The sequence below is a fragment of the Streptomyces sp. NPDC058674 genome (assembly GCF_042716505.1).
GTDB lineage: Bacteria > Actinomycetota > Actinomycetes > Streptomycetales > Streptomycetaceae > Streptomyces.
Window position 1 is genome coordinate 1 of the sequence record NZ_JBHXSC010000058.1, and the last position, 25824, is coordinate 25824.

Below are 25824 nucleotides of genomic sequence, written 5' to 3' on the forward strand. Positions count from 1 at the left end.
CCACGTATCCCAGCTCGGCGAGGGCATCGGCCCGGCGGCGCTCGACGTCGCTCAGTCCCATGCCCTCCGGTCCGAGCAGCACCGCGGGCCGGCGGCCGGTACCGGCCGGGAGCGCGAGGTGCCCGATCATCGTCAAACCGTCGGCCGGGTACTCGACGGTACGCGTCGCAATCGTCGCCATGAGACTGGACTGGAGTGATCATCGCGCGCGGTCCGGCCGCTGTTCTGCCGCTGGCAGAACAGCGCGGGTGCTCCATGGGGTTGTCGCGGATCGACAGTCTGCCGCGCTGGGCCGGGTCGGGGCGTGGGAGGGAGCAGCCGGACGCAGGCGTGTTCGTGGATGCAGGCGGTGCCGTAGGCGCGGGCGCGGGTGCCGAGGGAGAGTTTGCGGCGTACGAAGGCGGCCTCACGTGGCCTGGGGCGGGACGGCGTCGCCGGGTCCCGGCTCGAAGCCCGCCAGCATCTGCTCGAGCGCCTGCTGGTCGGGGCCGACGAAGGGGTCGGAGCCGGGTGCCGCGGCGAGGGTGTCGAGCATGCGGGAGGCGAGGCCGACGGCCGGCGGCAGGTGGGTGCACAGCACGGTCTCGGCGTCCATGGCACGCAGCGGCTTGAGGGTGGCGAGGTACTTCCCGGTGTCGACGGTATGGACCCACGGGCTGTCCACGGTGGCCCACAGCAGCTGTGCGGCGCGCAGGTCCTCGGGATGGAGGTCGGCGGCCGTACCGTCCACGGCGACCTCCGCGCTCGGCATCGGCCCGCCGAAGCAGTCGGAGGTGAAGCACGTCCGCGTCCGGTCGTCGTAGAAGCCGACGGTGGCGGGGTTGTCGAACAGCGGCGGCCGGAAGGCCCGGAGCGTACGGCCGCCGCCCACGTCCAGCGACTGGCCCGGGTTCACCAGGCGTACGCGGTCCATGGGCAGGGGGTGCTCGGTCGACATGATTCCGGCGCCGATGAACGTGGTCACGATGCGGGCCTGGGGGGCGGCGCCCAGCAGGTCGAACAGGCCGCCCGTGTGGTCGCGGTCGGGGTGGGTGAGCCAGATCCAGCGCACGTCGGCGGGGTCCATGACGGAGCCGAGGGCGCTGAGGAAGTCCCGGTCGGGGAGGCTGAGGCCCGTATCGACGACGACCGGCTCGTCGGCGAGCAGAACGAAGGCGTTGACCGGGAGGAAGCCGATGCCCGGCACCTCGATGCAGTCCGCCAGGACCGTGGTGTCGCTTCCGATCTTCTGCATGCTCATGGCGGTCTCCGTGGTCCCCTCCCAGCGGCGGAGCAGGGCGTACCTTCGACTATTTTCCCCCTGTGGGGCCGGTACGGCACTCCGGAGCCCCGCTGCGGGCCCGCGCGACCGGTACGTTTGGGTCGGCGCCGGGCCGGGCGTCTCGTCGGCCCGCCGAACACCCGGCCGTGACCCCGCGCGAACCGGGCGCCAAACCGGAACCCAGGCGCCGAAGGGCGCGGGCACCGGTCTCTGCGACCACCCGCCGGCGGGGACGAAGCTGACCGAGAGCCAGGAGCGGTCAAGGAGTCTTCTTGTTCAGGCAGTTCGTGCGGTACGCCTCGTCGTAGGCGGTGTCGTACCCGACGCGGTAACCGTTCTGGTAAGCGCTGACGAACGCGTCCGGCTTCGCCGGCGGGACCAGCTCCGCATGGGCCCGAGTGCAGGCTTTGCCGTCATCGCGTCCCCAGGTGGCGCCGGCCGCCTGGCCCGCCGCGGCCATGCCCTCCAGGGTCTGGGTCTTGTTCTGGGGCTCCGGAGGCGGCTTCGGGACCGACGGTGAGGGAAGCGGCTTCTTCGCGCAGTTCCGCTTGTACGAGGCCGCGAATGCGCGGTCGTAGCCCAACTGGTAGCCCACGCGGAGACCCTGCTCGTACGCGTCGGGCTTGACCGGAGACAACGGAGGCGGCAATTTCTGGCAGATGGGAGGGCTGCCGTTCTTGTTGCCGGCTGCGGTGCCCAGCTTTACGCCGGCGCGGCAGCCCAGGGTGTACTGGTCGGTGGCCGAGCTCAGCCCGTGGCAGCTGTTCGGCACGGCACGGGCGGTGGGCTGGGTCGTCGCCGCCGCGCCGGGAGCGAACGCGAGCAGGGCGATGAGCGGCGTCGCGCCGAGCGCGGTGAGACATCGTCGATGGTTGCGGGCCATGTTCAGCGGTCCCCTCTGTCCGAAGCGTCTACGTGGCGCGGCTACCGGGCTCGGTCACTTGACGCGCACGGTGTGCGTGCTGTTGTTGTCCCCGGGATTGGTGTCGCCGGGCACGCGGATCGAGGCGTGGATGGCGCCCGCCCCCGCTGTCCCCACCTTCACCAGCACCGGGATCTGGTTCTTCTCCCCGGCCTTGAGAGTGCCACCGGTGCAGCGGAAACCTCCGCTCGTACTGCCGGCCACCGCCCCCGACTGCACGCACTGGAAGCCGCTGAAGGTGCCGTTCTCCGGGGGTCTCCTGATCGACAAGGCTCCGGAGGTGGCCACCTCGATCACCGCGCCCTTGACCTCGGCGCCGGCATTCCCGTAGGGCAGCCAGAAGTTGCGGTTGGTGCCGGCCGCCGGTTCCGCCTCGCCCGTGATCGTGCCCAGTGAGGCGTTGGTGGGCGAGCCTGCCGGATTGGCCGCGTCGGTGGGGTTCGCGCAGACCTTGTTGGACGGGTCCGTGACGGCGTCCTCCAGGTCGAACAGGACGGGGTCCTCCGCGTGCACCGAGGCCCTGACCGTGGCGCAGTACGCGATGCCGGGCTTGATGCCGGCGTTGACGGACCGGGTGACGGTCCTGCCCACACCTGGCGCGTTGGTGCCGGGCAGGGTTTTGGAGATCCTCGCGTAGGTCGGGTTGTCCCGCTCCGTCAGCTCGATGAAGAAGCCGGAGTCAGGCTCGGAGTTGTCCCGGAACACGACGGTGACGTTGGGTGCCTGGAGTTGCAGGCTCACCAGGCGTGGAGGGTTGTATATCGGGTCCTGGGCGGCGGCGGAGGTGGTCAGGCCGGCCACCAGGACGCCTGCGGCGGCCAGGACGAGGGACACCCGCACGGGCCGGCCGGGGCGGTGGTGCGGGGCGGATGCGGTTCTCGGGGACATGCTCGTCTCCCTCGCGTTCCGTCCGTGCGGTATCCGTCAGCGGACGGGTGGTCCGCGGCCTTCCTGCCGCCAGCGCAGCGGGGAGGGTGCGGTGGAACACCTCAATCGTTTCCATCGTCCCGCTCTCGATAGGTGGTGTCGACCGGGCGGGCCCTCGTCGTCCGTCGCCTGCGAGCCGGCCGGCTCCCCGGGCCGGGGAGGGACCGTGGAAAGTGCCGATGCCTTCGGCAACGGTTCTCTTCCCGCCCCGCGGCAGATGTCCATGGCCGAGTGGGACGGCCGGCGGATGTGCCGGCCGTCCTTCGGAGGTCCTTGAGGTCCTCGAAGGTCCTGGCCACGAAGGCCGGCGACCTGCTCGAGGCGATTTTCCAGAACTGACCTGCCTACGCCCGGACGCCTCCGGCGCCTGGGCGTACGCATGGTGCGATCCTGCAGAACAGCGGGGGTCCGCGTCATGGGTACGCCGCCCGCGTCGGACGTGCGCGAGGCGCAGCCGACCGGGCGGCGACCGGTGCCGTGGCCGTGCCGGCCGCAGGGGCGGGTATGGCGCGAGGTCGTAGACGACGGTGGTGGTGGAACAGTCCTCGGCGAGGCCGAGGAGGGCATGGCGCTCGTTCAGCGGTCTCAGCTTCGCTACGCCGACCGGCGGACCGATCGGCTTGCGTCCCCTGCCGAGGTTGAGGCGCTCGCTCTTCGAACTCAGCTCTACGAGGACCTGCTTGTTCACACGCTTGATCTCTTTGGGGACATTCAGCGGCATGAAGGCAGGTTATCCACTACCGGCCAGAGCGCGAGGGGCTGCCAGCACAGACCATGACCTGCGGCACCCCGACACACAATGCCTGAACCGACGCTTTGGCAGCAATACTCGCGACAGTTGAATACGCGAGCCCACCAGTATCAAGCCCGCTGGAAAAGATGACAGTGCCTCAGGGACCCCTCCTTTCAGGGATGGCAACGCCTACCCGAGGTCCACCGCCCGGCCGGCAACGGCGAGGCCGTCAGCTCTTCAGCAGCCTGTCCGCCTCGTTGACGAGGTCGGCGAGGTACGAGCCCGCCGTCGGTGACTCCTGGGCCAGCGCTGCCGCCTGGCCGGCCCATAGGCTCACGTACTCGGACCTGCCCTGCGCCGCCGCAGCCCGGCGGATCGGCTGCATCAGGGCGTTCTGTACGGGATACGGCGGTACGTGGTCCTCGTGGGGTGCCATGTCGCGGACGAAGCGGTTCGGGATGCCCCGGGCTGTGCGGCCCGAGAACAGGCGGGTGAGGACCGTCGTACGGGCCCCGGGGGTGCCGAGCGTCTCCTTGTGGACCACGCTCGCTCCCGACTCCTGGCAGGCGAGGAAGCCAGTGCCAATCTGGACCGCGTCCGCGCCGAGAGCTAGGGCTGCGCTGACGCCGCGACCGTCGGCGATCCCGCCCGCGGCGACTACAGGGACCGCGACCGCGTCCACCACCTGCGGGACCAGCGAGAACGTGCCCACCAGGGACTCCCGCACGGGGCGCAGGAAGGCTCCCCGGTGGCCGCCCGCGTCGCTGCCGGAAGCGACGATCGCATCCACGCCCGAGATCTCCAGCGCGATGGCCTCGTCGACGGTCGTCGCTGTACCGATCAGCGCGATGCCGAGCCGCCTGGCTTCCTCGACCAGACGCCGGGGCGGCAGCCCCATCACGAGGCTGATGACCGGCGGGGCGGCGGCGAGCAGGGCATCTACTTGCGCGTGGAAGTCCGGCCACGCGGCCACGTCGGCGGCGGTGGGGGCGGGGACGCCGAGCTCCTCGTAGTACGGCCGCAGCCGCGCCACATGAGAGGCCAGGTCCATGTCGGACGGCTGGAGTTCGGATTCACCATCGAGCGGAACCCACAGGTTCACCGCGAACGGCCGGTCTGTGCCCGTTTTCAGCCGTGCTACCAGATCCCCGATCTCCTCCGGGAGGAGGATGTGGGCCCCGTACGAGCCGAGCCCGCCGCCCTCCGACACCGCCACGGCCAGCTCGACGGAGGAGAGTCCGCCGCCGAACGGACCTTGGATGAAAGGCAGTTCGATGCCGAGGAGCTCGCCGAGACGTCCCGGCCTCATCCTCTCACCGCCGAAACGAGTTCGGCCTCGCGACCCAGGGCCTGACGACGCGCGGCCCGTGCAACGCGCTCTCCCAGGTGCCGGGCCGTGTGCAGGTCGGCCGTGCCGGGCGCCTGCTCCGGACCGAGGTCGGAGGGCGACTGCGCCATCGCGCCGACGAAGCCGCCGAGCCGGTTGAGGTCCTCAGGGGTTCCCTCGGAGGAGTAGATCCATCCGGGCGCCAGGCCCAGCGGCACCCAGGTCATTCCGTGCTGGGCGGCGAAGACGGTCATCGACAGCAGGGCATTGTCCTTGTTGCCGTTGACCCCGGCGGAGTTGGTGAAGCCGGCCGCAAGCTTGTCCTGCCAACCCCGCTCGGCCCAGACGGGCGCGCTCGCCTCGGCGAAGTGCTGGAAGACCGCAGAGGTCGAGCCCATGTAGGTGGGGGAGCCGAAGACGATCGCCTCGGCCGCGTCGAGGGCGGTCCACAGGCTCTCGTCGAGGACCGCCACGTCTCGCAGATCGGTGCGGACTCCGGGCACGGAGTCCGCACCCTCGGCGACAGCGGCGGCCTGACGGGCGGTGTGCCCGTATCCGCTGTGATAGGCGATGACGACGGTGGTCGAGGGTACAACCATGGGGCAGCCTCCTGGAGCGCGGCGAGCCGATTGCCTGCCGACCCCCCGAATGCTAGACGACCGGTCAACTAAAAATCCACATAGTTGACCGCCCGTATAGTGACCGTCATGGGACGCAATAGCACGGCACGCGAACGGCTCCTTGCAGCCACCGGCGAACTCATGCGCAGCCGCGGCTACAACAGTCTCGGCGTCGCCGAGATCTGCACCCGTGCCGAGGTGAAGAAGGGCAGCTTCTACCACTTCTTCGAGTCCAAGCAAGCCCTCACCGTCGAGGTCGTCGACGCCTACTGGCAAGGCGAGCGAAGTTGCTGGGCTGGGGAGCTGTCCGCTCCCACTCCGGCCCTCGACCGGCTGCGGCGGCTGCTCGACGCCATAGCGGCTGTCCAGCGACGGATGAAAGAGGACTCCGGCACGATCGACGGCTGTCTCCTGGGCAACCTAGCCCTAGAGCTAAGCACCCGGGAGCCGGACATCCAGGCCCGCCTGAAGGAGATCTTCGACGAACAGATCCAACTGGTCACCACCGTTCTCAGGGACGCGGCAGCCGAGGGTGCTATCCCGGCGGACCGGGCTTCGGTGGGAACCGCCCGAGCCCTCGTCGCCCAACTGGAGGGCATGGTTCTCTTCGCCAAGCTCAAGAACGATCCGGCAGTGCTCGACGACCTCTGGCCGCACACGCTGATGCTGCTCGGTGCCTGACTTACAACCCCTAACGAAATGATCTTCGGGCTGGTTGGATGGCCCTGAGAGCGTTGATCTGGGGGTGCGGGGTGCTCGGCGGAAGCCGTGGGAAGTGGACGATGAACTCTGGGCGGTGATCGAACCGCTCCTGCCGAAGGTGGAGCGTCGAGTTCGTCGTCCAGGGCGGAGGCGGCATCCGGACCGGTTGGTGTTCCAGGGCATCCTGTTCGTGCTCCCCACAGGGATCGCGTGGGAGCACCTCCCGCAGGAACTGGGCTTCGGATCGGGGATGACCTGCTGGCGGCGCCCTACGGCCTGCCCGTCACGCTCACCGAGGAGGAGAAGCACGCCGGGCGGATCCCGGAGACCACAAGGTCATCAAGCAGCTGGCCCGCGCGGAGTGGAAGCTGACCAAGCGCGGGTTCGGGCCGTGGGCGAGGATCTACCGACCCGCCACCGGTTCGGAGCGGGCCTGCGTGCAGCTGTGCATCCCGTCGTGGAACGCGCTCGACACCCGGCACTGGGGCGAGGCCGGGCAGCTCCCGCCTGCCGAACTCGCCCGCGTCCTGGGCGTCTACGCCTCCCGTGTGATGACGCCGCGCGGCTCCACCGCTGTAACCGGCTTGGAGCTGATGACCGCCCTGCACCCGCCGACCCGTGCCTCCGAGCCCGACGCCGACGGCAAGCGGCACTCCGAGCAAAACCCCGGCTCGCTCGGCAAGGACGCCATCGACCCGATGAACTGGCCACCGTGCGAGGTCCCCGACGGGCACCCCGTCCTCAAGGACCTCCCGCGGTTCCACGTGCGCGGCCCGGCGGAGAAGTTGTTCGAGGAGGCGTATGACTGGGCCCGTCCGATGACCGACGCGGAGTGCACCCTGCGCCACCTGGTCGGCATCGACGTCAACATGGCCTTCGCCGCCGGAGCAAACGGCCTGCCGGTCGGCCTCGGCGAGGCGACGCACGTCAAGGCCCCCGCGTTCGACCCGAAGCTGCCCGGCTCCTGGCTGGTCGACCTCTCCCACGTCGGCCTGTCCCGCGTGAAGGTCGGCAAGGAGTGGGTGGAGCTGGACGGCAGCCTGCTGCCCTCCCCGTTCACGCCCGAGGGCGAGCGCCCGACCGGCCCGGCCTGGTACGCGACGCCCACCGTCGCCTACGCCCAGGTGGCTATGTCGTTGATTGAGGGAGGCGTTTGTTGACGGTTGCGGAAGGCAGTCCTGACCGAGCCTGATGATGTTGCTTTGTTTTGACGGCAGTTGAAGTCTTGTGGTGGGACGCTGGGTGTGCTTCTCCCACTGGGGGTCTCCATGCGCATGCCGAAGTCGAAGGTTGAGCTGTACGCGCCGATCCGTCGTGACCACCGTCTGGGCGGCATTTCGATGCGTGCGCTGGAGCACAAGTACGGCGTGACCTGGCGGACCGTTCGCAGAGCTCTGGACGCGCAGTGGCCGGAGCCGCGCAAGAAGCACCGCCCCCGGACGACCCGGCTGGATCCTTACAAGCGGATCATCGACGGCTTCCTGCAGGCGGATCTGGACGCGCCACCGAAGCAGAAACACACCGCGAAACGGATCTTCGACCGCCTGGTCGACGAGCACGGCGCTTACGAGATCTCGTACCAGATGGTCCGTTCCTACGTCGCCGGCCGCCGAAAGCAGATCCTGCTGCTCGCTGGCCGGGGCCCGGAGTCGGTGTTCATCCCGCAGTCGCACATCCCCGGCGCGGAGGCCGAGGTCGACTTCGGGGACGTGCACATCGTGCTGGCCGGGGTCCCCACTCGCTGTTACCTGTTCTCTTTCCGCCTGTCGTACTCGGGCAAGGCAGTCCACCGGGTCTTCGCATCCTGCGGCCAGGAGGCCTTCATCGAAGGCCACGTCCACGCGCTGAAAACCCTGGGAGGCGTTCCCCGCGGCAGGGTCCGCTACGACAACCTGAAGGCCGCGGTCTCCCGGGTGATCGGACTGGGACGCATGCGGGTGGAAGCCGAACGATGGACCCAGTTCCGCTCGCACTGGGGCGTCGACGCGTTCTGTTGCCGGCCTGGAATCGAGGGCGCTCACGAGAAGGGCGGAATGGAGGGCCAGGTCGGCTACTTCCGGCGCAACCACTTCGTCCCCGTGCCCGTCGTCGACTCGCTGGCCCAGCTCAACGCGATGGTCGACCAGTGGGACATCGACGACGAGGCCCGCCGGATAAGCTCCCGCCCCCACACGATCGGCGAGTACTTCCGCTCTGAACAGCCACGGCTGAAACCGCTGCCGGAGGAGCCTTTCGAGACGGGCCGCTGGTTCACCCCGCGAGTGGACCGCTACAGCCAGATCACCGTCCGCAGCAACCGCTACTCGGTCCCCGTCCGGCTCATCGGCCAGTCGGTCCGCGTGCTCCTCAACGCGAATGACCTGGTCGTCTATGACGGCCGGAGCGAGATTGCCCGGCACGAGCGCCTCAGCACCAGGGGCGGCTCCCAGCTGGTCTTGGACCACTACCTCGAAGCCCTCATCCGCAAGCCCGGCGCCTTCCCCGGCTCGACCGCGCTGGAGCAGGCCCGCTCGGCCGGCAGGTTCACCCCAGTCCATGACAACTGGTGGGCCGCGGTCCGGTCGGCCCACGGAGACGCCGAAGGCACCCGGGCCCTGATCCAGGTCCTGCTGCTGGGACGTCACATGCGGCACGAGCACGTGGTCGCCGGCCTGGCAGAGGCCTTCCGGGCCGGCGCTCTGACGGCGGACGCGGTCGCGCTGGAGGCCCGCAAGGCCGCCGATGGCGACGCTCCCGCGCCCCAAGCTCCCGCACCTGAGGTGCTTGCCCCATCCGTCGAGGAGCACGCGACGGTGACCTTCCTCGCCGACTACCGGCTGACCCACCTGCCGCCCGACACCCGGCCCCTTCCCTCGGTGGCCGGCTACGACCAACTACTCAACCGCCGCCGGACCGGCGGCCAGGGCACCAGCCAGGGAGAAGCGACATGACCGTCCCCCGCCAGCGCAAACTGACCGAGGAAGCCGCCACCACCGCGATCGACCAGGCATGCCGCATGCTGCGGCTGCCCACCATCCGAAGTCAGTTTCCGGACCTCGCGGCCGCGGCCTCCCGCGAGCAGATGTCCTACCGGGGCTTTCTGGCCGAGCTGCTGATGTCTGAGTGCGACGACCGGGCCCGACGCCGGTCGGAGCGTCGCATCAAAGCCGCCGCCTTTCCCCGCGATAAGTCCTTGCGTGCCTTCGATTTCGACGCCAATCCGAACGTTGACCCGGCGGCCATCCACACGCTGGCCAAGTGCGAGTGGGTTCGCAAGGGCCAGCCGCTCTGCCTGATCGGCGACTCCGGGACCGGCAAGTCTCACCTGCTGATCGCGCTGGGCACCGAGGCCGCGATGAAGGGCCACCGGGTCCGCTACACCCTCGCCACGAAACTCGTGAACGAGCTTGTCGAGGCCGCGGATGAGAAGCAGCTGACCAAGACCATCGCCCGCTACGGCCGCGTTGACCTGCTCTGCATCGACGAACTCGGCTACATGGAACTCGACCGCCGCGGCGCCGAACTCCTCTTCCAGGTTTTGACGGAACGGGAGGAAAAGAACAGTGTGGCGATCGCCTCGAACGAATCGTTCGGAGGCTGGACCAAGACCTTCACCGACCCCCGGCTCTGCGCGGCCATCGTCGACCGCCTCACCTTCGGCGGCAACATCATCCAGACCGGAACCGAGTCCTACCGCCTCGCCGCGACCAAAGCCCAAGCGGAGCGAGCAGCCGGCTGAGGGGCCGCGGGACTGCGTCCTGAGGCTCTGACGGAGCTCCAGTTTCGATCTCCCTCAGCAGCCCTCCCTCATCGTCATAGAGCTCAAGCCTGAACCGCAGGCCGAACCGGGTCAGCAGTGCTGCCAGATCTTCGAACCGTTGAGGATCGACGACTCCGTTCAGGAGAGTGTCGCCCTCGGTCGGGTCCACCTCTATGCGGCACCAGCTGGTCTCGACCTCATACGACTCCCACGATGCCGATCTGGAACTCCAGCCCGCCCCGATGAACCGCTCGGCCACCAACGAAGCACTCGGGGCACCTGACAGGCCACCACACACGTTGTTGTTGATCTCATGCCAGACGGGATCGAGCGGCTGTCCCTCATCGGATATGTCCACAGCTGGATTATGAAGCAGACCGCAGCCTTCGATCGCACACGCTATCGACATCAAAACTCAACGATGTTGATCACTCAACCCCGAGTCCCACGCCTCCCGAACTCCTCGACAAACGACTCCCAAAGAAGTCGTCATAGCCACCCAGGAGCTCGGCTACGAGGTTTGCCCGATCGAGGCGTGGGTGCGGTACGAGAACGGGCGTTACCTGGACGGCTGGTACAACCGGCTCCGCGACGCGTACCTCGCCACGGTGGCCGACCTCGGCGTCGACGCCGACCTGTCGCGGGAGGACTTCCTTGCGGCGATGGACGGTTACAACGCCCGTGACTCGGAGCTGGCGATCGTCGTCTCGGCGGTCAAGGCGACGGTGAAGGGCGGCCTGGGCAAGCTGCGCGAGCGCCCGCGCGGGGAGGGCTGGCGGCCGGGCGAGCCGTGGCGGGCCCTGTCCCGCCCGACGTGGCGGCCGGACATCCGGGCGGCGGTCATCGCCCGCACCCGGATCACCCTGCACCGGAAGATCGTCAAGCACGCCGCGTTCACCGGGCAGTACCCGATCGCGATCCTGTCCGACTGCGTCGTCTACGCCTCCAACGGGCCCTCGCCGCTGGACTTCCTGCCCTACCGGGAGGGCAAGCCGCTGCCCGGCGGGTTCAAGCTCGGCATCAACCCCGGCCTCGTGAAGTGGGAAGGCACGCAGGACGTTCTGTGGGGCGAGGAAGTTCGGGAGTGGTTCGACGCGCCGGAGCTCAACCTGGCCCGGTACATCAAGGACGGCACCGTCACCGACATCGACAACGGAAAGTAGGAGTAGGCGATGAGCCTGTTCGAGGACGGCCTGGAGGCCGCGGTGCAGAAGGGTGTTCACCCGCCCGGCACCAAAGTCGGCCGGCGCGCAGATGCGCTACCTGGTCAAGCAGCTCAAGGGCACCAAGGCGGTCGCCCAGATGCTGCGGATCTCCCAGCGCACCGTCGAGCGGTACGTGAAGGACCAGATCAAGAAGCCGCGCCCGGACCTCGCCGCGCGCCTGGAGCGCGAGGTGTAGAAGCGCTGGCAGCCCCAGATCAGGGCGAAGGCCAAGGCGAAGGGGTGCCCGGTGCAGAACGGCGGGCACGCTAGGGCGCTGAACGGTCGCCTCGTCGTGCGGTCCAGCGTCGTCGCAGCCAGTCACCGCATTCGCCGACCGCGACCAGGAGAGCGGCGGATGCGGCACATCCGGTGAGCGGCGCGGAGTGTCCGAGAACCGTGCCCGCCAACCAGAGGATGCCGGTCAGGGCTGCCCACCAGGCGACGAACGACCAGAGGGGGGTCCGTAGGAGTGCCGTCCGTGTCATGGGGCGCCCTTCTCGGCCGTTGCGAGGCGGGCCAGGCCGAGCATCAGGCATCCGGCCACCGCGACGATCCCGGCGGCGGCGGTGAGGGCCAGGCTCAACTCCGGGGAGGCCCCCGCCAGGCGAGGGATCGCGTTCAGGGGTGCCACGGCGTAGATGGCGAGGAGGACCCAGCCGTGGCCGCGCACTGGCGCGAGCCTGGCGCGCAGCCGGGCAGGTACTCGGCCGGCGGCCATGGCCAGTCCGATAGGGAGCAGGGTGAGGGAGAAGGCTGCCAGGCCGATCCACTGCCAGATCATCGTCGTGGGTTCCTATCGGTGGCGGTGGCGGTGGCGGTGGCGGTGGCGGTGCGGTGTCGGTGTCGGTGTCGGTGTCGGTGTCGGGACGGTGCGGGGCGGTGAGCGGCGGGAAGTGAGCGTTACCGGCGGCCGACTGCAGCCATGACGAGCCCGGTAATGAGCAAGGACAACCCGGTCATGAGCACAGGGACGCCGGGTCCGGGCAGGAAGTACATCGCCACCCCGGCCAGGGTGAGGGGCGCGCCGATGGCGGCCAGCACCTTGCCGATCCGTCGTTCCGGCACGGGTCGCTCCTTGCTCGGGTGAGTTGAGGCGGCCGGGGTGTCGCGGCCGGTGAGGAAGGCGGTGAGCGCCCCGATGAGCAGGGCCCAGACCGCCGCCGCCCACCCGAAGCGGGTACCACTGATCAGGACCGTGGCCGCGGCGACCGTCGCCCCGGCCGCCAGAGCCCGGGGGCTGGTGGCGTACGCCCACTGCCGCCGGGCACTGCCCGGATGCCGGAGCTCGGTGACGGCGGTGCGGATGACCAGGGCGGTGATGATGATCGCGGGCGCCAGCAGTGAGGCGTCGGCGCCGGCCATCAGGTGGGCTGCCCGTCCCTGCGAGCGGTGGCGCCATCGGCAGCCGGGGTGTGCTGGTAGATGTCGGGGATGCCGTCGTTGTCGGCGTCGATGTTCTCTTCTTCGTACAGGCGCTTGTAGAGGGTGTTGCGTCGCCGCAGCAGTACGGCCGCGAGGACGGCGGCGGTGAGGGAGGCGATGAGGACGGCGGCCTTGACGTGCTCGCCGACCTCTTGGCCGGGGAAGGCGAGTTCGCCGATGAGGAGGGCGACGGTGAAGCCGATCCCGGCCAGGACGGACAGGCCGAGGACATCGGCCCAGGCGAGGTCGGGGTTGAGCTCGGCCTTGGTGAATCGGGCGGCGAGGTAGGTCCCGAGGAAGATGCCCAGGACCTTGCCGACGACGAGTCCGATGACGACGCCGAGCGGCTCGGGAGTGGTGAACACTGCGGCCAGGGCCGGTCCGGAGATGCTGACGCCCGCCGCGAACAGGGCGAAGAGCGGAACGGCGACATTGGCGGAGAAGGGGTGCATGAGGTGGGAGACGCGGGCGGCGGGGGGCGAGTTCTCCCCCTTGTCGCGGGTGGTGCGCAGGATGAGACCCATGGCGACGCCGGCGACGGTGGCGTGGACGCCGCCGTTGTACATCAGTGCCCAGATCGCGACGCCGAGCGGGACGTACCACCACCAGCCGCGGATCCGGTGGCGCTGGAGGAAGTAGAAGACGGCGAGACCGGCGAAGGCACCGCCGAGCGCCCAGAGGTTCAGGTCGCTGGTGAAGAAGACGGCGATGATCAGGATCGCGCCGAGGTCGTCGACGACGGCGAGCGTGAGGAGGAAGGCGCGCAGGGCGGAGGGCAGGTGGGTGGAGATGACGGCGAGGACGGCGAGGGCGAAGGCGATGTCGGTGGCCATGGGGACGGCCCACCCGTCCAGGCTGCCGCCGCCGAGGCCCGCGGTCAGCGCGTACAGTCCCGCCGGTACGGCCATGCCGCAGACGGCGGCGATGACGGGCAGGGCGGCTGTGGCGGGGGTGCGCAGTTCACCGACGACGAGTTCTCGCTTGAGTTCGATGCCGGCGACGAGGAAGAAGACCGCGAGGAGTCCGTCGGCGGTCCAGTGCCCGACGGACAGGTCCAGGCCGAGCGCGGGTATCCCGAAGTGAAAGTCGCGGATCGACTCGTACACGCTGCTGAACGGGGTGTTGGCCCAGATCAGTGCGATGACGGCGGCGGCGAGGAGGACCATCCCGCCGACGGTCTCGGTGCGCAGGGCGGAGGCGATGGCCTGGCGCTCGGGCCAAGGCATGAGTCCGAAGACGATGCGGGAGCGCGGGTCGCTCATGGTGGCGGCCTTTCGGGGGGCGTCGGCTGGACATGGGCACACGGGCCCTACTTCGCCGACCAGACTTCCCGGCACACCGCGCGCCATCGGCAGCTCGGCTGCCCTGCTGACGCGTTCTTTACACCCTAGGGGAGATGGCCGGATACCGCCAGAGCGCTTCTCACCTGCTGAAACGCAAACGAGCGGGCTCGTACACACCACGCCGCGAGGTGTGTACGAGCCCGCTCAGGAGCCGGCCGCCGGGCCGCCGGGTCACCGGGGGGACGGTCAGACGGTGGTCTTCACCGGCTCCCGGTCTTCGTCCTCGTCTGCTCCGGTGTCCAGGCCGACGTCGCGGCGGCGGACGAAGTCGAGGAAGGGGTTGAGCTCCCGCTTGACGACGGGGGCCGGCAGGTCGAGGCCGATGATGTTGATGACGGCGAGCATGAACAGGACCGCGCCGGCCATGTCGATCAGAGTCTGCAGGGTGAGGAGCGAGCCGGCGACGGCGAACAGCAGATTGGGTACGGCAGGCGGGCGAGACCCTTCTGCGTTGCGGCTGCCTTCCGCGCGAGCCGTCGGGCGACCGGGTGCGGGTCGCTGTTCCGCTGGCTCCACGAAGCGGACACCAACCCGGTGTTGAATCGTCGCGGTGCCGGCGGACTCAGTTCGGTGACCCGGAGGCCGGTGTGGCCCCAGCGCCGCGTCCTGCGGTCCGGCTGTCTGCTTCTGCGGCGTCGGCGAGGGCCTCGGCGGCGGCTTCCGCGGCTTTCGCCGCGTCGTTCGCGGCCTGGACGGCCAGGTCGTCGGAGGACGCCTCGCGGGTCGCCGCGGACTGGGGGAGGGCTTCGGAGAAGGCGCGCGTCACGTTCTGGAGGGCGGAGGTGACCTCGCCGGGAATTACCCAGAACGTGTTTCCGGGGCCCTGTGCGAGCTGGGGGAGCATCTGGAGGTACTGGTAGGCGAGCAGCTTGGGGTCGGGGTCGTTGCGGTGTACGGCCTGGAACACCTCGTCGATGGCCCGCGACTGGCCCTCGGCCCGGAGGATCTCGGCGGTCCGGTTGCCCTCGGCGCGCAGGACGGCGGACTGCTTGTCGCCTTCCGCTGTGAGGATCTGGGACTGGCGCTGCCCCTCGGCCCCGAGGATGGCGGCCCGCTTGTCCCGCTCGGCCCGCATCTGCTTCTCCATCGCGTCCTTGATGGATTGCGGCGGGTCGATGGCCTTGATCTCCACCCGGTTGACCCTGAGCCCCCACTTGCCGGTTGCCTCGTCGAGGACACCGCGGAGCTGGTTGTTGATGGTGTCCCGCGAGGTCAGGGTCTTCTCCAGATCCATGGACCCGACGACGTTGCGCAGCGTGGTGACCGTCAGCTGTTCCACCGCCTGGAGGAAGTTGGCGATCTCGTAGGCCGCCGCGCGCGGGTCGGTGACCTGGAAGTACAAAACGGTGTCGATCTCGACGACCAAGTTGTCCTCCGTGATGACCGGCTGCGGCTTGAAGGAGACGACCTGCTCACGCAGGTCGATCACCGGGTAGACGCGGTCGACGTACGGGATGACGACGTTGAGACCGGGCTTCAGGGTGCGGTGGTAGCGGCCGAGCCGCTCGACGTTTCGTGCGCGGGCCTGCGGAACGATTCGTACGGCCCGCACGACGGTGAGGACGGCGAGCACCGCGACGAGCAGGCCGGCGATGAGGAACGCGGAAAGCTCCATGGGCTCACTCCCGGGGATAGACGAGCGCGGTGGTGCCCTTGATCTCCATGACATCGACGGCCGCGCCGGGAGGGATCACCAGCGTCTCGTCGTAGGTCCGCGCCGTCCACTCCTCGCCGCCGATACGGACTCTGCCGCCCAGCTTCGACACCTCTGCTGTCACGTAGGCGGCCTCCCCGACGAGGGCGTCGACCCCGAAGCGCCCTTCCCCGCCCGGCGGCGTGGACAGGCGACGAAGCGCGACCGGACGAACGAAAATCACGCCGACGGCCGATATGACCGCGAACACCAGAAACTGCCAGGGCAGGGGCAAACCGACAGCGGCGAATGCTGCTGTGACCAGCGCTGCGCCGCCCAGCAACCCGAGCGCAGCGGTGAGAGTGACGATCTCCACCGCGCCCAGGACCAGAGCGACGATCAGCCAGACCAGCCAGGGATCCATGCCCTACGCCTCCTCGTGGTGAAGAAAGCGCTAACTGTCACCTTTTATGAGTTTTTACCCGATAATTCTGCCGGGAACCGGCCGCCGGGTTCGATGGACACCGCGGTGGAAGGCCAGCCGTCTTGGGCGGGATGAGGATGTCGGGTTGATGTCGGATTGCGGGACGAGCCCGGGACACCGCGCGCTGCACGGGCGACGCGTGCTTGGCAGCGACCGCATCGACCGAAGGAGGGGTTGCCTGCCCCGGCTCCCGCTCCGTGATCACTTGGGTGTCGGGGCGCGAGTCCGGGCGGGAAGCACACCATCACGCGGCGATTGCCGCCAGAGTGAGTGCGTCAGCGGCCGCGAGCCCGGGGCCGCTCACCGGGCAGCGTGCAGAGAGCGGCACCGGTGATCGTCAGGATCACTCCCACGGCGCCGGCGTCTTCTGGCCCGCCACGCCGTCACGGGATCAGCCGGAACGGCGCCCGGGGGCAGTGCATCGACCGGCTGGAGTTCCCGGCAGGGACGGCTTGCGTTTCCCCGCGTACGCGGGAATGGTCCGTTCGTCCGGCCACCCGGCGGCAACATCGGCGTTCCACGGCTGACGTTGTGGGGGCGGTGGCCGGGTGCCACCGTGCATGACAGACCGCGCGGCGCCAGCCGCAAGGTGCCGGCTGGCGTTGACGCCCGACGCTGACGGCAGTGCCAGGCTCCCCGGTGGGCGCCGGGTCGGGCGAGGCTGCCGGATCGGCCTGCCTTGGCCCCGCCCCGGCCGCTCCGGACGGCATCGATCCGTCCGTACGCGAGACGGGCGAGGAGATCGTGCGGGCGGTCCGCGACGGCGACGACACGGCCATCCGCACTCTGGAAGCGAAGGGCTGCGCTGGTCGGGTGCGCTGCGTGGTGCCATGGTGGGGGTAGCGGCTGTGACTGGGCTCCATTGTCCGCGCACGGGGAGGTGTCGGGTATGGCGACCGAGAAAGACGCCGCCCAGGGCAAGACTCCGGGGCAGCGTGTGGCCGACAGCCGCGCCATGGAGGTTGCGGCCCGGATCGGGCTCTGCGCGCGGGGAGTGATCTACGTTCTGGTCGGGCTCCTCGCCGTGCGGATCGGTACCGGCGGCGGCAGTGGCAAGGAGGCCGACCGGTCCGGGGCGGTGCGGACCATCGGCGAGCAGCCCTACGGCCAGGTGCTGCTGTGGGCGCTGGTGGTGGGGTTGGCGGCGATGGCGCTGTGGCGCCTTTCCGAGGCCGTATTCGGGCAGGCGACGGAAGGCGGTGACAAGTGGACCCGGCGCCTGGGCTCCCTGGGGCTGGCCGTCTTCTACCTGGTGATCTGCATCGGCGTGATGCAGACCGCGCTGGTCGGCGGGTCCGGAGGCACCCGCGCCGGTGACCAGGCGTCGAAGGACTACACCGCGCGCGTGCTCGAATGGCCCTATGGCCGGGTACTCGTCGGCGTGTTCGGGGCCGTGCTGGCCATCGTGGGCGTGGTGATCGTCGTACGCAGCCTGATGCGGAAGTTCGAGAAGAACCTCCGCACAGACCGGATGAGCCGGACGACGCGGCGCATCGTCGCGGCGCTGGGCATCATCGGCGGCGTGGCGTGCGGAGTGGTCGCGGTGGCGACCGGCCTGTTCGTTCTCCTGGCCGCGGTGCGCTTCGACGCCAGCGAGGCAAAGGGCCTGGACGAGACGTTGCGTTCGTTCGCCGATACGCCGGCCGGGCCGATGCTGCTGATCGCGGCGGCGGTGGGGCTTCTGCTGTTCGGCCTCTACTCGTTCTGCGAGGCCCGCTGGCGCAAAGCCCCGGAACACGACGCCTCGGCAGGGCAGCCGATCAGCCGCGATGCCGATTGACCGTCCTGCTCGCGCCGCCCCCTGCCCGTACGCTGCCGACCGCCCGCTGCACCAAGGCCCCGGGGAGGGATCGGCCGTGACATCCGCGGGGCCCACCGGGCCCTCTTCCTCTTCGACCTCTCTCTGCTCGGCGAAGCCGTGCAGAGAGCGTGCGGCAAGCGCGACGAGGAATTCCGCCGGCTGAACTACGAGGTACGGGGGAACTCCTGGGAGCACCTGCACGGCCACGTCCATCCGCGCTACGGCTGGGAGCGTCCGCGGCTGCTGCAGGGTCCCGTATGGCGCTACGGGGAGGAGCGCACCGCCCCGGAGCACGCCCTCGGGCCCCGGCACGACGGCCTGCGGGAGGACATCACCCAGGCGCTGACGGGCGTGCTCGCCGATGCGTACGACCACGACTGACGCTCGTCGCGCTGGCGGGAAGGTGCAGGTGCGACCGCCCCGGAACCGGGCCGTGTAGGAGTGGACGTACGCACCGACCACATGGCCGCGGGCCGAAAACGAAGGCACCCTCAAGATGTGGGTCGGTGGCCGATATGCCGAGGGCCTTCATCAGGGGCGGGTCGGTCTCGGCCATCGTGCGCATCCGGTCCGTCGGCGTGCGGATGGTCCAGGTGTCGTTCAGGCAGACCGCGGTCGGGGTCGCCATCTTCTCGTCGAAGAACTCCATGTAGCCGAGGACCGCGCCGGCGCCCAGGGTGCGCAACGTTCGCCCACCGCCGAGCGATGACTGCTCATCTGCCTCGTGCGGCGGGACGGTTCGCAGTTTCGTGACCAGGCTTGGGGCGGCGTCCTATCGGTGGAAGTGGGCCTGGTGTTCGTGCAGGAAGGCGTCGAGGGTGCGGGGCGGGCGGCCGAGGATGTCGATGACGGTGGTGGTGGGGGTTTCGGGCCGGGTAGTCGCGAGTTGCTGGATCTCCGTCACGTGGTCGGCGAGCCAGGTGGGCATGCGGGCGTTGTGGATGAGGTCGTGGCGCAGTTCGTCCGGGGTGAGGCCGACGTAGCGGATCTGATTGCCGGTCAGGGCGGTCAATCGTGAGGCGAGGCCGGGGTAGGAGACGGCTTCGGATCCGGTCAGGGTGTAGGTGCCGCCGGTGATGTCGGGCCTGGTGAGGGCGGCGGCGGCGACGTCGCCGATGTCACGGCAGTCGATGTGGTTGCAGGGCGCGTCGCCCGTCGTGCCGAGGATGATGCCCCGGGCGACGGTGGGGGCCAGGCGCAGGAGGTTCTGCATGAACGCGTAGGGGCGCAGGATGGTGTGGGTGAGGCCGCTGGCGCGCAGGTGTTCCTCGACGGCGTGGTGTCCGCGGGAGATGGCGACCGGGGAGTCGGGTTCGGCGGCGGGTGCGGAGATCTTGACGATGTGTCCGATGCCGGCGTGGGCGGCGATGTCGATGACGCGGGTTTCGAGTTCGACCTGTGCGGGGCTGTTGGCCATGGTGAGGAAGAGCTGGCCGGCGCCGTTGAAGGCGGTGCGCAGGGAGTGGGGGTCAGCGGCGTCGGCGTACTGGACCTCGACGGGCGGATGGTGTGCGCCGGTCATGCCGGGGATCGGCCCGTGCGGGGTTCGGGTCAGTGCGCGGACGGGTGCGCCGAGTGCGAGGAGGCTGTGGAGCAGGGCGTTCCCGGTTGCTCCGGTTGCTCCCATGACAACGATCATCGTCTGCTCATTCCTTGGTGACTTCCCGGCGGCGGGTGCTGCCGGGCTGGGCTCGGTCGGGCTTGGGCTCGTGGGACGGGTGGGCCCGGTGCCGGGTTCGGCTACGTCGGGGACGCTGTGATGGTGTTGCGCCAGCGCAGGGTGACGATGGTGGTGGCGAGGGCTGCGGAGACGGGCAGGTCGCCGCGCAGGCGCTCCAGCCACGGGGTAGGGGGGATCGGGACGTGGGCGGGTAGCCATTGGGCGGTGAACCATCCCAGCAGGGCCGCCGCGCCGGCGGCGGTGATGACGAGTGCGGCGGTCAGGGCGACGCGCGGGGTGGTGGTGGTCCACCGTCGGGGCTGCCCGCCGTTCCGCAGCCAGGTGCCGACCAGGAACGCCACCACGGCGGAGGTGCCGGCGATGGAGGTACAGGCGGCTACGGCCAGGTCCTGCTGCCCGGTGACGATCCCGGAGGTGCCGGCCATCAGCGCGGGGGCGGCGTAGGCGGTCAGCACCTCGCGCCACAGGGTGAACGGCCGGGATGGCCGGGAGGCTGCCCGGTCTCGGCTGGTTCTGTCTCTCGTTGCGGGCATGCTGGTCTCTTTCTCGTTCGTGTGAGGGAAGCGAAGGGTTGCGGCGGCTCAGGCCTGCTCCCCAATATAATTAGGCAGCTAACTATTACCTCGTAAAAAAGGGGCCCTGCTTGGAGGGCGGGGGCAGGCCAGCTGGGAAACCGGGTCAGTCGGCGGCCAGGGCCGCACTGCCACGCACAACGCGGGCGAGCAGATCCAGGAAGATCGCACGCTCCTCGACGGAAAGCCCGCCCACCATCGCCTCGAGCCGCCCGAAATGCTCGGACGCCATGTCGCGCAGGCGCTGCGCCCCGCGCGCGGTCAGGACGGCCACCGTGCCCCGTCCGTCCTCCGTGGACGGGCGGCGGGCGATCAGGCCCTCGCGTTCGAGGCCGTCCAGCAGGCCGGTGACCGTGGCCCTGGAGACATCGAGGTCGACTGCAAGGCGCGAGGGGGATTTCTCCCCGCCGTGATCTTCGAGGTCGGCGAGCAGGCGGTAGCGCCCCGTCGACAGACCGAACCTGGCAAAGTGCGCCTCGGCCGCCCGGCCTACCCTCGCGCCCGCCGAGATCAGGCGCACCGCGACCAGCACCGCCTGCGGATCGACCTGCAAGCCGTAGTGCTCGAGCTGCCGCCGGGCCTGGTCCAGTGTGGGCGCCTCGCCATCGGTTCCGTCCCTCGTCATGCAAATAATATGGCGGCTAATCACTTGGGCTGTCAAGACAGGACCGACGGCGTTGGACCATCGGTACGACGCTACGCCGCTGATCCTGGTCAGGCCGGGGCTTCGTGGGCGCTGACCCCGTTCGCGCACTCGGCGACGGGCCTTGCGCCGGGCCGGAACCGCCGCAGTGGCGTCGAGGGGCCGGCAGAGGTCCAGGGTCGCCGGTGGATCGCGGGGATGGCGGTAGCGCGCAAGGTGTAGCCCTGGCCTCGCCGTACGGTCACGCCCAGGTCGAGTGCGGCGCGCTCGGCGGCCGCCGGCTCGGCGGTGCGGAGGAAGTCGGCGACCTTGGTCGGCATGTCGAGGGCGACCGGCAGTTCGGGGGCTGGGGCTCCCGGGTCGCCGGCCGCATACCCGGGCAGGGAGGTCGGAGACGGCGGTGCGGATGGCGCCGCCGAAGGCCCGGAAGTCCTCCACCGCGCCGTCGCGAAGGGGCACCACCGGTCCGTCCGTACCGTTGTCCGGGATCTCGTGCCACGGCACCGATTCGCGTACCGCGAGCCGGCGCTGCAAGTGGTCTTGAGTCGGCGCGTCCGCGCGGGTGCGGCCATCGGCCGGCTGCAGAGACAGCGCAAGCTGTTCCGCGACGTCGTCGACCACCAGCCTGTCAGGACCGGTCCAGTTGTGGAACCGTCCACCGATCGCCTCGTCGACCAAGCGTCGCGCCACGTCGGGCGCCACTCCCCAGCGATTGAGGAACCAGGTGAGCACTTGGCGGCAGTGGCCGTACCAGCGCTGCGCAACCGGTGCGGTGGACGACCAGCAAGATCAGATTCCTCGCCGCGCGCTCCCACAAGATCCGCGGATCCTCGATGTCGGTCAGGTCCAAGGGGTACGCCTCGAACCAGCCGGCGAGGTATTCCCGCCACTCGCGCCATTCCCGCAGGGCCGCCCCGACGCGGGCCAGTGTCTTTTCCGGCGTCGTGATCGAGTCCCGCGGACAGCAGCAGTTCCCCCCGGTGGCCGCCATCGAGACCAGCCGCGGCCTGCTCATCGCCACGCTGCGACAGGGCCCTCGGAGGATCTATGCGGTCAATCCGATGGCTGCCTCCCGCTACCGCGACCGGCACGGGGTAAGCCGCAAGAAGTCGGACCCGGGCGACGCCCTGGTCTTCGCCGACATCATCCGCACCGACGCGCCGGTGCACCGCCCGCTGCCCGCAGGCACCGACCTGGCCCAAGCCGTCGCCGGGCATCGAAACGGACGCTGAATGAATCCATCCCGGTGGATACGGCCCCTGATGGTGAGGGCACTCAGCGGACGAGCGCCGCCAGCCGTGGAACTCCGATGCGCTCCGGGCGGGCCCGATGGGCCCGGCGGCGCGCGACGTGCACACTGCGCCGGGCCAGGCAGAGCTCGCCCGCGGGAACATGACAGGTCGGACAGGCCTCGGCGAACGGACCATGCCGGAACCGGCGGTGCGTCTCGTACGCGGCGTCCAAGGCGGCATCGAAGACGGAACCCGGTATCAGCGCTGGGGTGGTACTCACGGAGGGCATCTCCTCACACAGGGGGCGTGCGGCCTCGGCCCGCACACGCTCCGCACGTCCTACAAGCGGCTTGCCTTCGCATTCCCTGATTTGCGCAGTTCAACGCGGTGAGGGGACCTCTGTCCGCGTAAGGGGGGGGCCACTCGCCACGCCAGGGGCGAGGTCGGAGGAGGTTGCGCGGGCAGGGCGCGCCGTCCAGGGGCCGGTCAGGGCGTGTGCGGGTACGGCCGGGCCGCCGGGCTGACGGGTGCGGCCGGCACCGGTACTACTTCACCGGCAGGAGCGGCAGACGGGTGAGCCCGCCGGGCGGCGGCGAGGGGATGGACGTCGGAAGTGTCAGCGGCGGGAGCGACGCGTCGGGCCAGACGTTCCGAGTGCCGGGCGGCGGGGAGGACGGCGGCGGATCGGTGCGGGTGCACGGCCCGTAGGGCCCGCGCGAACGTGTGTGCCCCGGCGATTCGGGCCGCCGCGGCGTCCGCTTCGAGCTCCTGACTGCGCCGTACGGCGAAGGTTTGGCGCAGGTAGACGCCGTGGTACGCCTTGGTGAGCTTCAAGAGCAGGCGCACCGGCGGTTTGACGCTGGTCTGGTCGGTCTCCAGGACCGCCAGGTAGCGGACGGTGCGTTCCAGGGCGGCGCTGCCGCGGTGACTGACGGCGGCCAGCCGGGTGTGCCGGCCCGCGTAATGCCCCAGTTCATGACACAGGACCGCGCGCAGCTCGTCCCTGGTGAGCCCCAGGAGCAGGGGCATGCCCAGGTCCAGGGTGCGGGGGTCTCCGACCAGACCCAGAAGCTTGCTGCGTTCGCCGGCGTAGGCGTTGACGGTGTCGGTGAGGCGGATTCCTCCGCATCACCAGACTCACCCATGCGTTCGGCTGGTCGTACGTGCTGACCCGGTCCCAGTTCTCCAACGCCGTGAGGAAGGCGTCCTGAACGGCGTCCTCCGCGTCCTGACGGCTGCCGCACAGCATCACGGCCCGGGTTGGCAGGGCCGGACGGTGAGCCGTGAAGAACACGTCGAAGTCGACGGGATCGCGTCCGTCCTGCGCAGTCCCGTCACCGCCCGCCGATGCGGGCTCCGTCGCACCGGCCCGGACGCCGCCCGTCCCACCGCCCGTCCCCCCGCTCATCGCGCTTCCCCTTCCCGGCCAGCCGACGCGGCCGGACCACCACCCCGCGCGATCAGGACGCCCCCGTCCGGACGGCGGTCCTCCACCTGGACACCCTGACCCGCCAGGCGCAGCGCGGCGAGTACCAGTCGGCCCCGTTCACGCTCACGGGCCAGCTCTCGCCGCCAGGCCACCACGTGGAGGGCGATTCGTACCGCAGCGACCAGTACGCCGAGCACCACCGATTCCCACATACCCGACCACATCCCCTGCCGACCACGTAACGCCAACAGGTGCCCTGCCGACTGCAACGCCCCTCAACACCCGTGGCGGGCCACCGGGTTTACCCGTGGAACGGAATTTCCTCAGACAGGTGGGCACAGGCGTACGGACACCCCGCGCCGCGCCCGGCGGAGGTACCCCGCGCCCGCCTCCAGGGCCGCGCCGACCCGTTCCCCACCGAGGCCTACGGCTTGCGGCAGCTCGTATCCCGGGAGGGCAGGACGCCGTCGATCAGGTAGTGGTTCACGGCACGGTCGACGCACGCGTTCCGGGGGGCGAAGAGCCCCGCGTAGACGGTGTGGTGGAAGGCACCGCGGAGCGTGACCAGACGGGACCCGGCGAGGACCCGGTGAGCATGTCGTTGGCCCTCGTAGGTGGCCGCCGGATCACCGTCCGCGCCGACCATCAGGACCGGCACGTCACTGCGGACCCGGGTCGGCGGCTCGGCGGGAGCGGTCGGCCAGAACGAGCAGGGAGTGAGGTGGTAGACCAAGGAGCCGAACACGGGCTCGTCACCGCGGTGCGCCTGGATGGCACGATAGTAGGTCTCGGGATCGCGGGAGGCCTGCCGGTCCGCGCACAGTATCGCCGTCTGCACGGCCGCGACCCCGCCGGCGTCAGGGGAGTTCAGGCCGGTCAGGACCGCTTCCAGGAGGGGCGTCGGGACGGCGTCCAGGCCGCGTGCGGCGTCGTCCAGCACGCGGACCATGGCGGCGAAGTCGCCGTACGTCGCCTCGTCGTCCCCGGCCGAGACGCTCCACAGCACCTGGGGCAGCGTCCGGCTGTCGACCTGATGGCCGCCGACCCGCAGCGGGCCGCGGTCGACGGTCGAGCCGATGCCGCGTACCGAGGCCAGCACGTCCGCAGCCGTGGCACCCAGCCGGTAGCGGTCATGGTGGCGGGCTGCCCATGCCGCCCAGTTCTCCATGGCGGCGGCCATGGCGGGCCCCTGGGTGTTCGTCAGCTCGGGGCCGAAGCGGTCGGGGTCCAGAGCGCTGTCGAGGACCGCGCGGTCCACGCGGCGGGGGAACATCTGGAGGTACACCTGTCCCAGATAGGAGCCGTACGAGGAGCCGACGTAGGACAGCCGCCGTTCTCCGAGCAGCTCCCGGACCACGTCCATGTCCCGTGCCGTGTTCCGGGTGGAGGCGTGAGGCAGCACCTCACGGTGGCGGGTGCAGTTCGAGGCCAGGTCCCGGGCGAGCGCCGCGCTCCGCTCGAAGCCCTCCCGGTCCGGCCCGGCGGCACCGACGCCTGGCAGGGGCCACTGGCAGTCCAGGGGAGTGCTCCGCCCGGTGAAGCGGGGGTCCATTCCGATCACGTCGTAGCGGGCGCCGACCGTGGGCTCGGCCTGCCGGAACTTGAGCGCGAGGTACATGGCGGGCACGCCGGGACCGCCGGGGTTGTAGAACAGCACCCCCCGCCGCTGTCCCGGCCCGGTGGCCGCCAGCCGTGACAGCGCCACCTTGACGGTCGGGCCGCCTGGACGGCTGTAGTCCAGCGGCACCATGACCTCGGCGCACTGGGCGCCGGCGTCGTCCAGTTCCCCGCCTTCCGCGTCCTCAGGCGAGGTCTGGCAACGGTGCCATGTGACGCTCTGGCGCAGTGAAGAGGCCGGCGCGCCGTCCCCCGACAGGCCGCCCGCCCCGCTGCCGGCAGCGGGCTGCGCACCCAGCACGGCGACGCACGCCCACGCCACCAGTCCGGCTCCGACGGCGGTCCCCACACGTCCACGCACGCTGAACTCCTCCTGCTCCGCCGTCCACCACGGCTGACCACGACTCGCGTCGCGCCACGCTTCGAAGGTATGCGGAGGCCGGGTGCCAAGCGTCATCCTGTGGTCTGATCACCGGGTCGGCCGCCACCGGCGCCGCCCCGTCGCCGTCCGCGTCGAGCCGGGGCGTGACG

Annotated in this window: 26 protein-coding genes and 6 pseudogenes; 12 read left to right on the plus strand and 20 right to left on the minus strand. The window is 70.2% G+C overall.

Going from position 1 to position 25824, the window contains the following annotated elements:
* From ACFWU6_RS25315 to ACFWU6_RS25340, 6 genes are all read right to left on the minus strand, one after another.
* The coding region (locus ACFWU6_RS25315) for a dienelactone hydrolase family protein (RefSeq protein WP_383983202.1) at nucleotides 1-181 on the minus strand (181 nt) is incomplete at its 3' end.
* A gap of 225 nt (nucleotides 182-406) precedes the next feature.
* Nucleotides 407-1240 (minus strand): MBL fold metallo-hydrolase, encoded by an 834-nt coding sequence (locus ACFWU6_RS25320; RefSeq protein WP_383802838.1) that lies wholly within the window; start codon nucleotides 1238-1240, stop codon nucleotides 407-409.
* A 280-nt stretch (nucleotides 1241-1520) separates the two neighbouring features.
* A complete protein-coding gene (locus tag ACFWU6_RS25325) occupies nucleotides 1521-2144 on the minus strand; it encodes a hypothetical protein (protein ID WP_383802835.1) in 624 nt (207 codons plus the stop codon).
* 54 nt (nucleotides 2145-2198) lie between these two features.
* Nucleotides 2199-3071 (minus strand): hypothetical protein, encoded by an 873-nt coding sequence (locus ACFWU6_RS25330; protein WP_383802833.1) that lies wholly within the window; start codon nucleotides 3069-3071, stop codon nucleotides 2199-2201.
* Nucleotides 3072-4072: 1001 nt separating this feature from the next.
* Nucleotides 4073-5152, minus strand: a complete 1080-nt coding sequence (locus ACFWU6_RS25335; protein ID WP_383983204.1) for an NAD(P)H-dependent flavin oxidoreductase — start codon at nucleotides 5150-5152, stop codon at nucleotides 4073-4075.
* Entirely contained in the window at nucleotides 5149-5769 is a 621-nt protein-coding gene (locus ACFWU6_RS25340) for a flavodoxin family protein (protein ID WP_383983206.1), read from the minus strand. Before ACFWU6_RS25340 ends, ACFWU6_RS25335 begins: the two co-directional genes overlap by 4 nt.
* A 108-nt stretch (nucleotides 5770-5877) precedes the next feature.
* On the opposite strand from ACFWU6_RS25340, the gene ACFWU6_RS25345 reads away from it, so the two are divergent.
* The 7 genes and pseudogenes from ACFWU6_RS25345 to tpg form a co-directional block, all read left to right on the plus strand.
* Entirely contained in the window at nucleotides 5878-6471 is a 594-nt protein-coding gene (locus ACFWU6_RS25345) for a TetR/AcrR family transcriptional regulator (RefSeq protein ID WP_383802825.1), read from the plus strand.
* Between the two features lie 64 nt (nucleotides 6472-6535).
* A pseudogene (locus tag ACFWU6_RS25350) lies at nucleotides 6536-6760 on the plus strand (transposase); the annotation flags it as partial.
* Between the two features lie 2 nt (nucleotides 6761-6762).
* Nucleotides 6763-7613: pseudogene (locus tag ACFWU6_RS25355) on the plus strand (transcriptional regulator); the annotation flags it as partial.
* Nucleotides 7614-7766: 153 nt separating this feature from the next.
* A complete protein-coding gene (gene istA, locus ACFWU6_RS25360) occupies nucleotides 7767-9422 on the plus strand; it encodes an IS21 family transposase (RefSeq protein ID WP_383983258.1) in 1656 nt (551 codons plus the stop codon).
* Entirely contained in the window at nucleotides 9419-10210 is a 792-nt protein-coding gene (istB, locus tag ACFWU6_RS25365; RefSeq protein ID WP_383983208.1) for an IS21-like element helper ATPase IstB, read from the plus strand. Before istA ends, istB begins: the two co-directional genes overlap by 4 nt.
* Nucleotides 10211-10734: 524 nt before the next feature.
* Nucleotides 10735-11394: pseudogene (locus ACFWU6_RS25370) on the plus strand (transcriptional regulator); the annotation flags it as partial.
* A gap of 9 nt (nucleotides 11395-11403) precedes the next feature.
* Nucleotides 11404-11629: pseudogene (gene tpg, locus ACFWU6_RS25375) on the plus strand (telomere-protecting terminal protein Tpg); the annotation flags it as partial.
* Nucleotides 11630-11917: 288 nt separating this feature from the next.
* On the opposite strand, the gene ACFWU6_RS25380 reads toward tpg, so the two are convergent.
* The 6 genes and pseudogenes from ACFWU6_RS25380 to ACFWU6_RS25405 form a co-directional block, all read right to left on the minus strand.
* Entirely contained in the window at nucleotides 11918-12217 is a 300-nt protein-coding gene (locus tag ACFWU6_RS25380; protein WP_383983210.1) for a hypothetical protein, read from the minus strand.
* 119 nt (nucleotides 12218-12336) lie between these two features.
* Nucleotides 12337-12798, minus strand: coding sequence for a hypothetical protein (locus ACFWU6_RS25385; RefSeq protein WP_383983212.1), 462 nt, complete (start codon nucleotides 12796-12798; stop codon nucleotides 12337-12339).
* Entirely contained in the window at nucleotides 12798-14120 is a 1323-nt protein-coding gene (nhaA, locus tag ACFWU6_RS25390; protein WP_383802819.1) for a Na+/H+ antiporter NhaA, read from the minus strand. Before nhaA ends, ACFWU6_RS25385 begins: the two co-directional genes overlap by 1 nt.
* 267 nt (nucleotides 14121-14387) lie before the next feature.
* A pseudogene (locus ACFWU6_RS25395) lies at nucleotides 14388-14615 on the minus strand (D-alanine glycine permease); the annotation flags it as partial.
* A 148-nt stretch (nucleotides 14616-14763) separates the two neighbouring features.
* Entirely contained in the window at nucleotides 14764-15816 is a 1053-nt protein-coding gene (locus ACFWU6_RS25400; RefSeq protein WP_383983214.1) for an SPFH domain-containing protein, read from the minus strand.
* Nucleotides 15817-15820: 4 nt separating this feature from the next.
* The gene (locus tag ACFWU6_RS25405; RefSeq protein ID WP_383983216.1) at nucleotides 15821-16258 is read right to left on the minus strand and encodes an NfeD family protein; all 438 of its coding nucleotides are present in this window, start codon (nucleotides 16256-16258) and stop codon (nucleotides 15821-15823) included.
* Between the two features lie 684 nt (nucleotides 16259-16942).
* On the opposite strand from ACFWU6_RS25405, the gene ACFWU6_RS25410 reads away from it, so the two are divergent.
* From ACFWU6_RS25410 to ACFWU6_RS25425, 4 genes are all read left to right on the plus strand, one after another.
* The gene (locus ACFWU6_RS25410) at nucleotides 16943-17161 is read left to right on the plus strand and encodes a hypothetical protein (protein ID WP_383983218.1); all 219 of its coding nucleotides are present in this window, start codon (nucleotides 16943-16945) and stop codon (nucleotides 17159-17161) included.
* A gap of 46 nt (nucleotides 17162-17207) precedes the next feature.
* Complete coding sequence (locus tag ACFWU6_RS25415; protein WP_383983220.1) at nucleotides 17208-18098, plus strand: DUF1206 domain-containing protein; 891 nt, start codon at nucleotides 17208-17210, stop codon at nucleotides 18096-18098.
* Between the two features lie 138 nt (nucleotides 18099-18236).
* Nucleotides 18237-18500 (plus strand): hypothetical protein, encoded by a 264-nt coding sequence (locus ACFWU6_RS25420; protein ID WP_383983221.1) that lies wholly within the window; start codon nucleotides 18237-18239, stop codon nucleotides 18498-18500.
* A 125-nt stretch (nucleotides 18501-18625) separates the two neighbouring features.
* Nucleotides 18626-18772 (plus strand): hypothetical protein, encoded by a 147-nt coding sequence (locus ACFWU6_RS25425; RefSeq protein WP_383983223.1) that lies wholly within the window; start codon nucleotides 18626-18628, stop codon nucleotides 18770-18772.
* Nucleotides 18773-18891: 119 nt separating this feature from the next.
* On the opposite strand, the gene ACFWU6_RS25430 is transcribed toward ACFWU6_RS25425, so the two are convergent.
* The 4 genes from ACFWU6_RS25430 to ACFWU6_RS25445 form a co-directional block, all read right to left on the minus strand.
* Nucleotides 18892-19758, minus strand: coding sequence for an NmrA family NAD(P)-binding protein (locus ACFWU6_RS25430; RefSeq protein WP_383983224.1), 867 nt, complete (start codon nucleotides 19756-19758; stop codon nucleotides 18892-18894).
* Nucleotides 19759-19859: 101 nt separating this feature from the next.
* Nucleotides 19860-20333: a hypothetical protein gene (locus ACFWU6_RS25435; RefSeq protein WP_383983226.1), complete on the minus strand. Its 474-nt coding sequence runs from the start codon at nucleotides 20331-20333 to the stop codon at nucleotides 19860-19862.
* A gap of 145 nt (nucleotides 20334-20478) precedes the next feature.
* Entirely contained in the window at nucleotides 20479-20997 is a 519-nt protein-coding gene (locus ACFWU6_RS25440; protein WP_383983228.1) for a MarR family winged helix-turn-helix transcriptional regulator, read from the minus strand.
* 89 nt (nucleotides 20998-21086) lie between these two features.
* Nucleotides 21087-21335 carry a hypothetical protein gene (locus ACFWU6_RS25445; protein WP_383983230.1) on the minus strand — a complete coding sequence of 83 codons (249 nt, stop codon included), beginning with the start codon at nucleotides 21333-21335 and terminating at the stop codon, nucleotides 21087-21089.
* A 663-nt stretch (nucleotides 21336-21998) separates the two neighbouring features.
* On the opposite strand from ACFWU6_RS25445, the pseudogene ACFWU6_RS25450 reads away from it, so the two are divergent.
* Nucleotides 21999-22223, plus strand: a pseudogene (locus tag ACFWU6_RS25450) (transposase); the annotation flags it as partial.
* A 67-nt stretch (nucleotides 22224-22290) separates the two neighbouring features.
* On the opposite strand, the gene ACFWU6_RS25455 reads toward ACFWU6_RS25450, so the two are convergent.
* From ACFWU6_RS25455 to ACFWU6_RS25470, 4 genes are all read right to left on the minus strand, one after another.
* The gene (locus ACFWU6_RS25455) at nucleotides 22291-22527 is read right to left on the minus strand and encodes a hypothetical protein (protein ID WP_383802799.1); all 237 of its coding nucleotides are present in this window, start codon (nucleotides 22525-22527) and stop codon (nucleotides 22291-22293) included.
* A gap of 206 nt (nucleotides 22528-22733) precedes the next feature.
* On the minus strand, nucleotides 22734-23276 hold the full coding sequence (locus tag ACFWU6_RS25460) for a M48 family metalloprotease (RefSeq protein ID WP_383983232.1): 543 nt from the start codon (nucleotides 23274-23276) through the stop codon (nucleotides 22734-22736).
* Nucleotides 23221-23655: an RNA polymerase sigma factor gene (locus tag ACFWU6_RS25465; protein WP_383983234.1), complete on the minus strand. Its 435-nt coding sequence runs from the start codon at nucleotides 23653-23655 to the stop codon at nucleotides 23221-23223. The genes ACFWU6_RS25460 and ACFWU6_RS25465 overlap by 56 nt, the downstream gene beginning before the upstream one ends.
* 445 nt (nucleotides 23656-24100) lie before the next feature.
* Nucleotides 24101-25654 carry an alpha/beta hydrolase gene (locus tag ACFWU6_RS25470; protein ID WP_383983236.1) on the minus strand — a complete coding sequence of 518 codons (1554 nt, stop codon included), beginning with the start codon at nucleotides 25652-25654 and terminating at the stop codon, nucleotides 24101-24103.
* Between the last annotated feature and the right edge of the window lie 170 nt (nucleotides 25655-25824).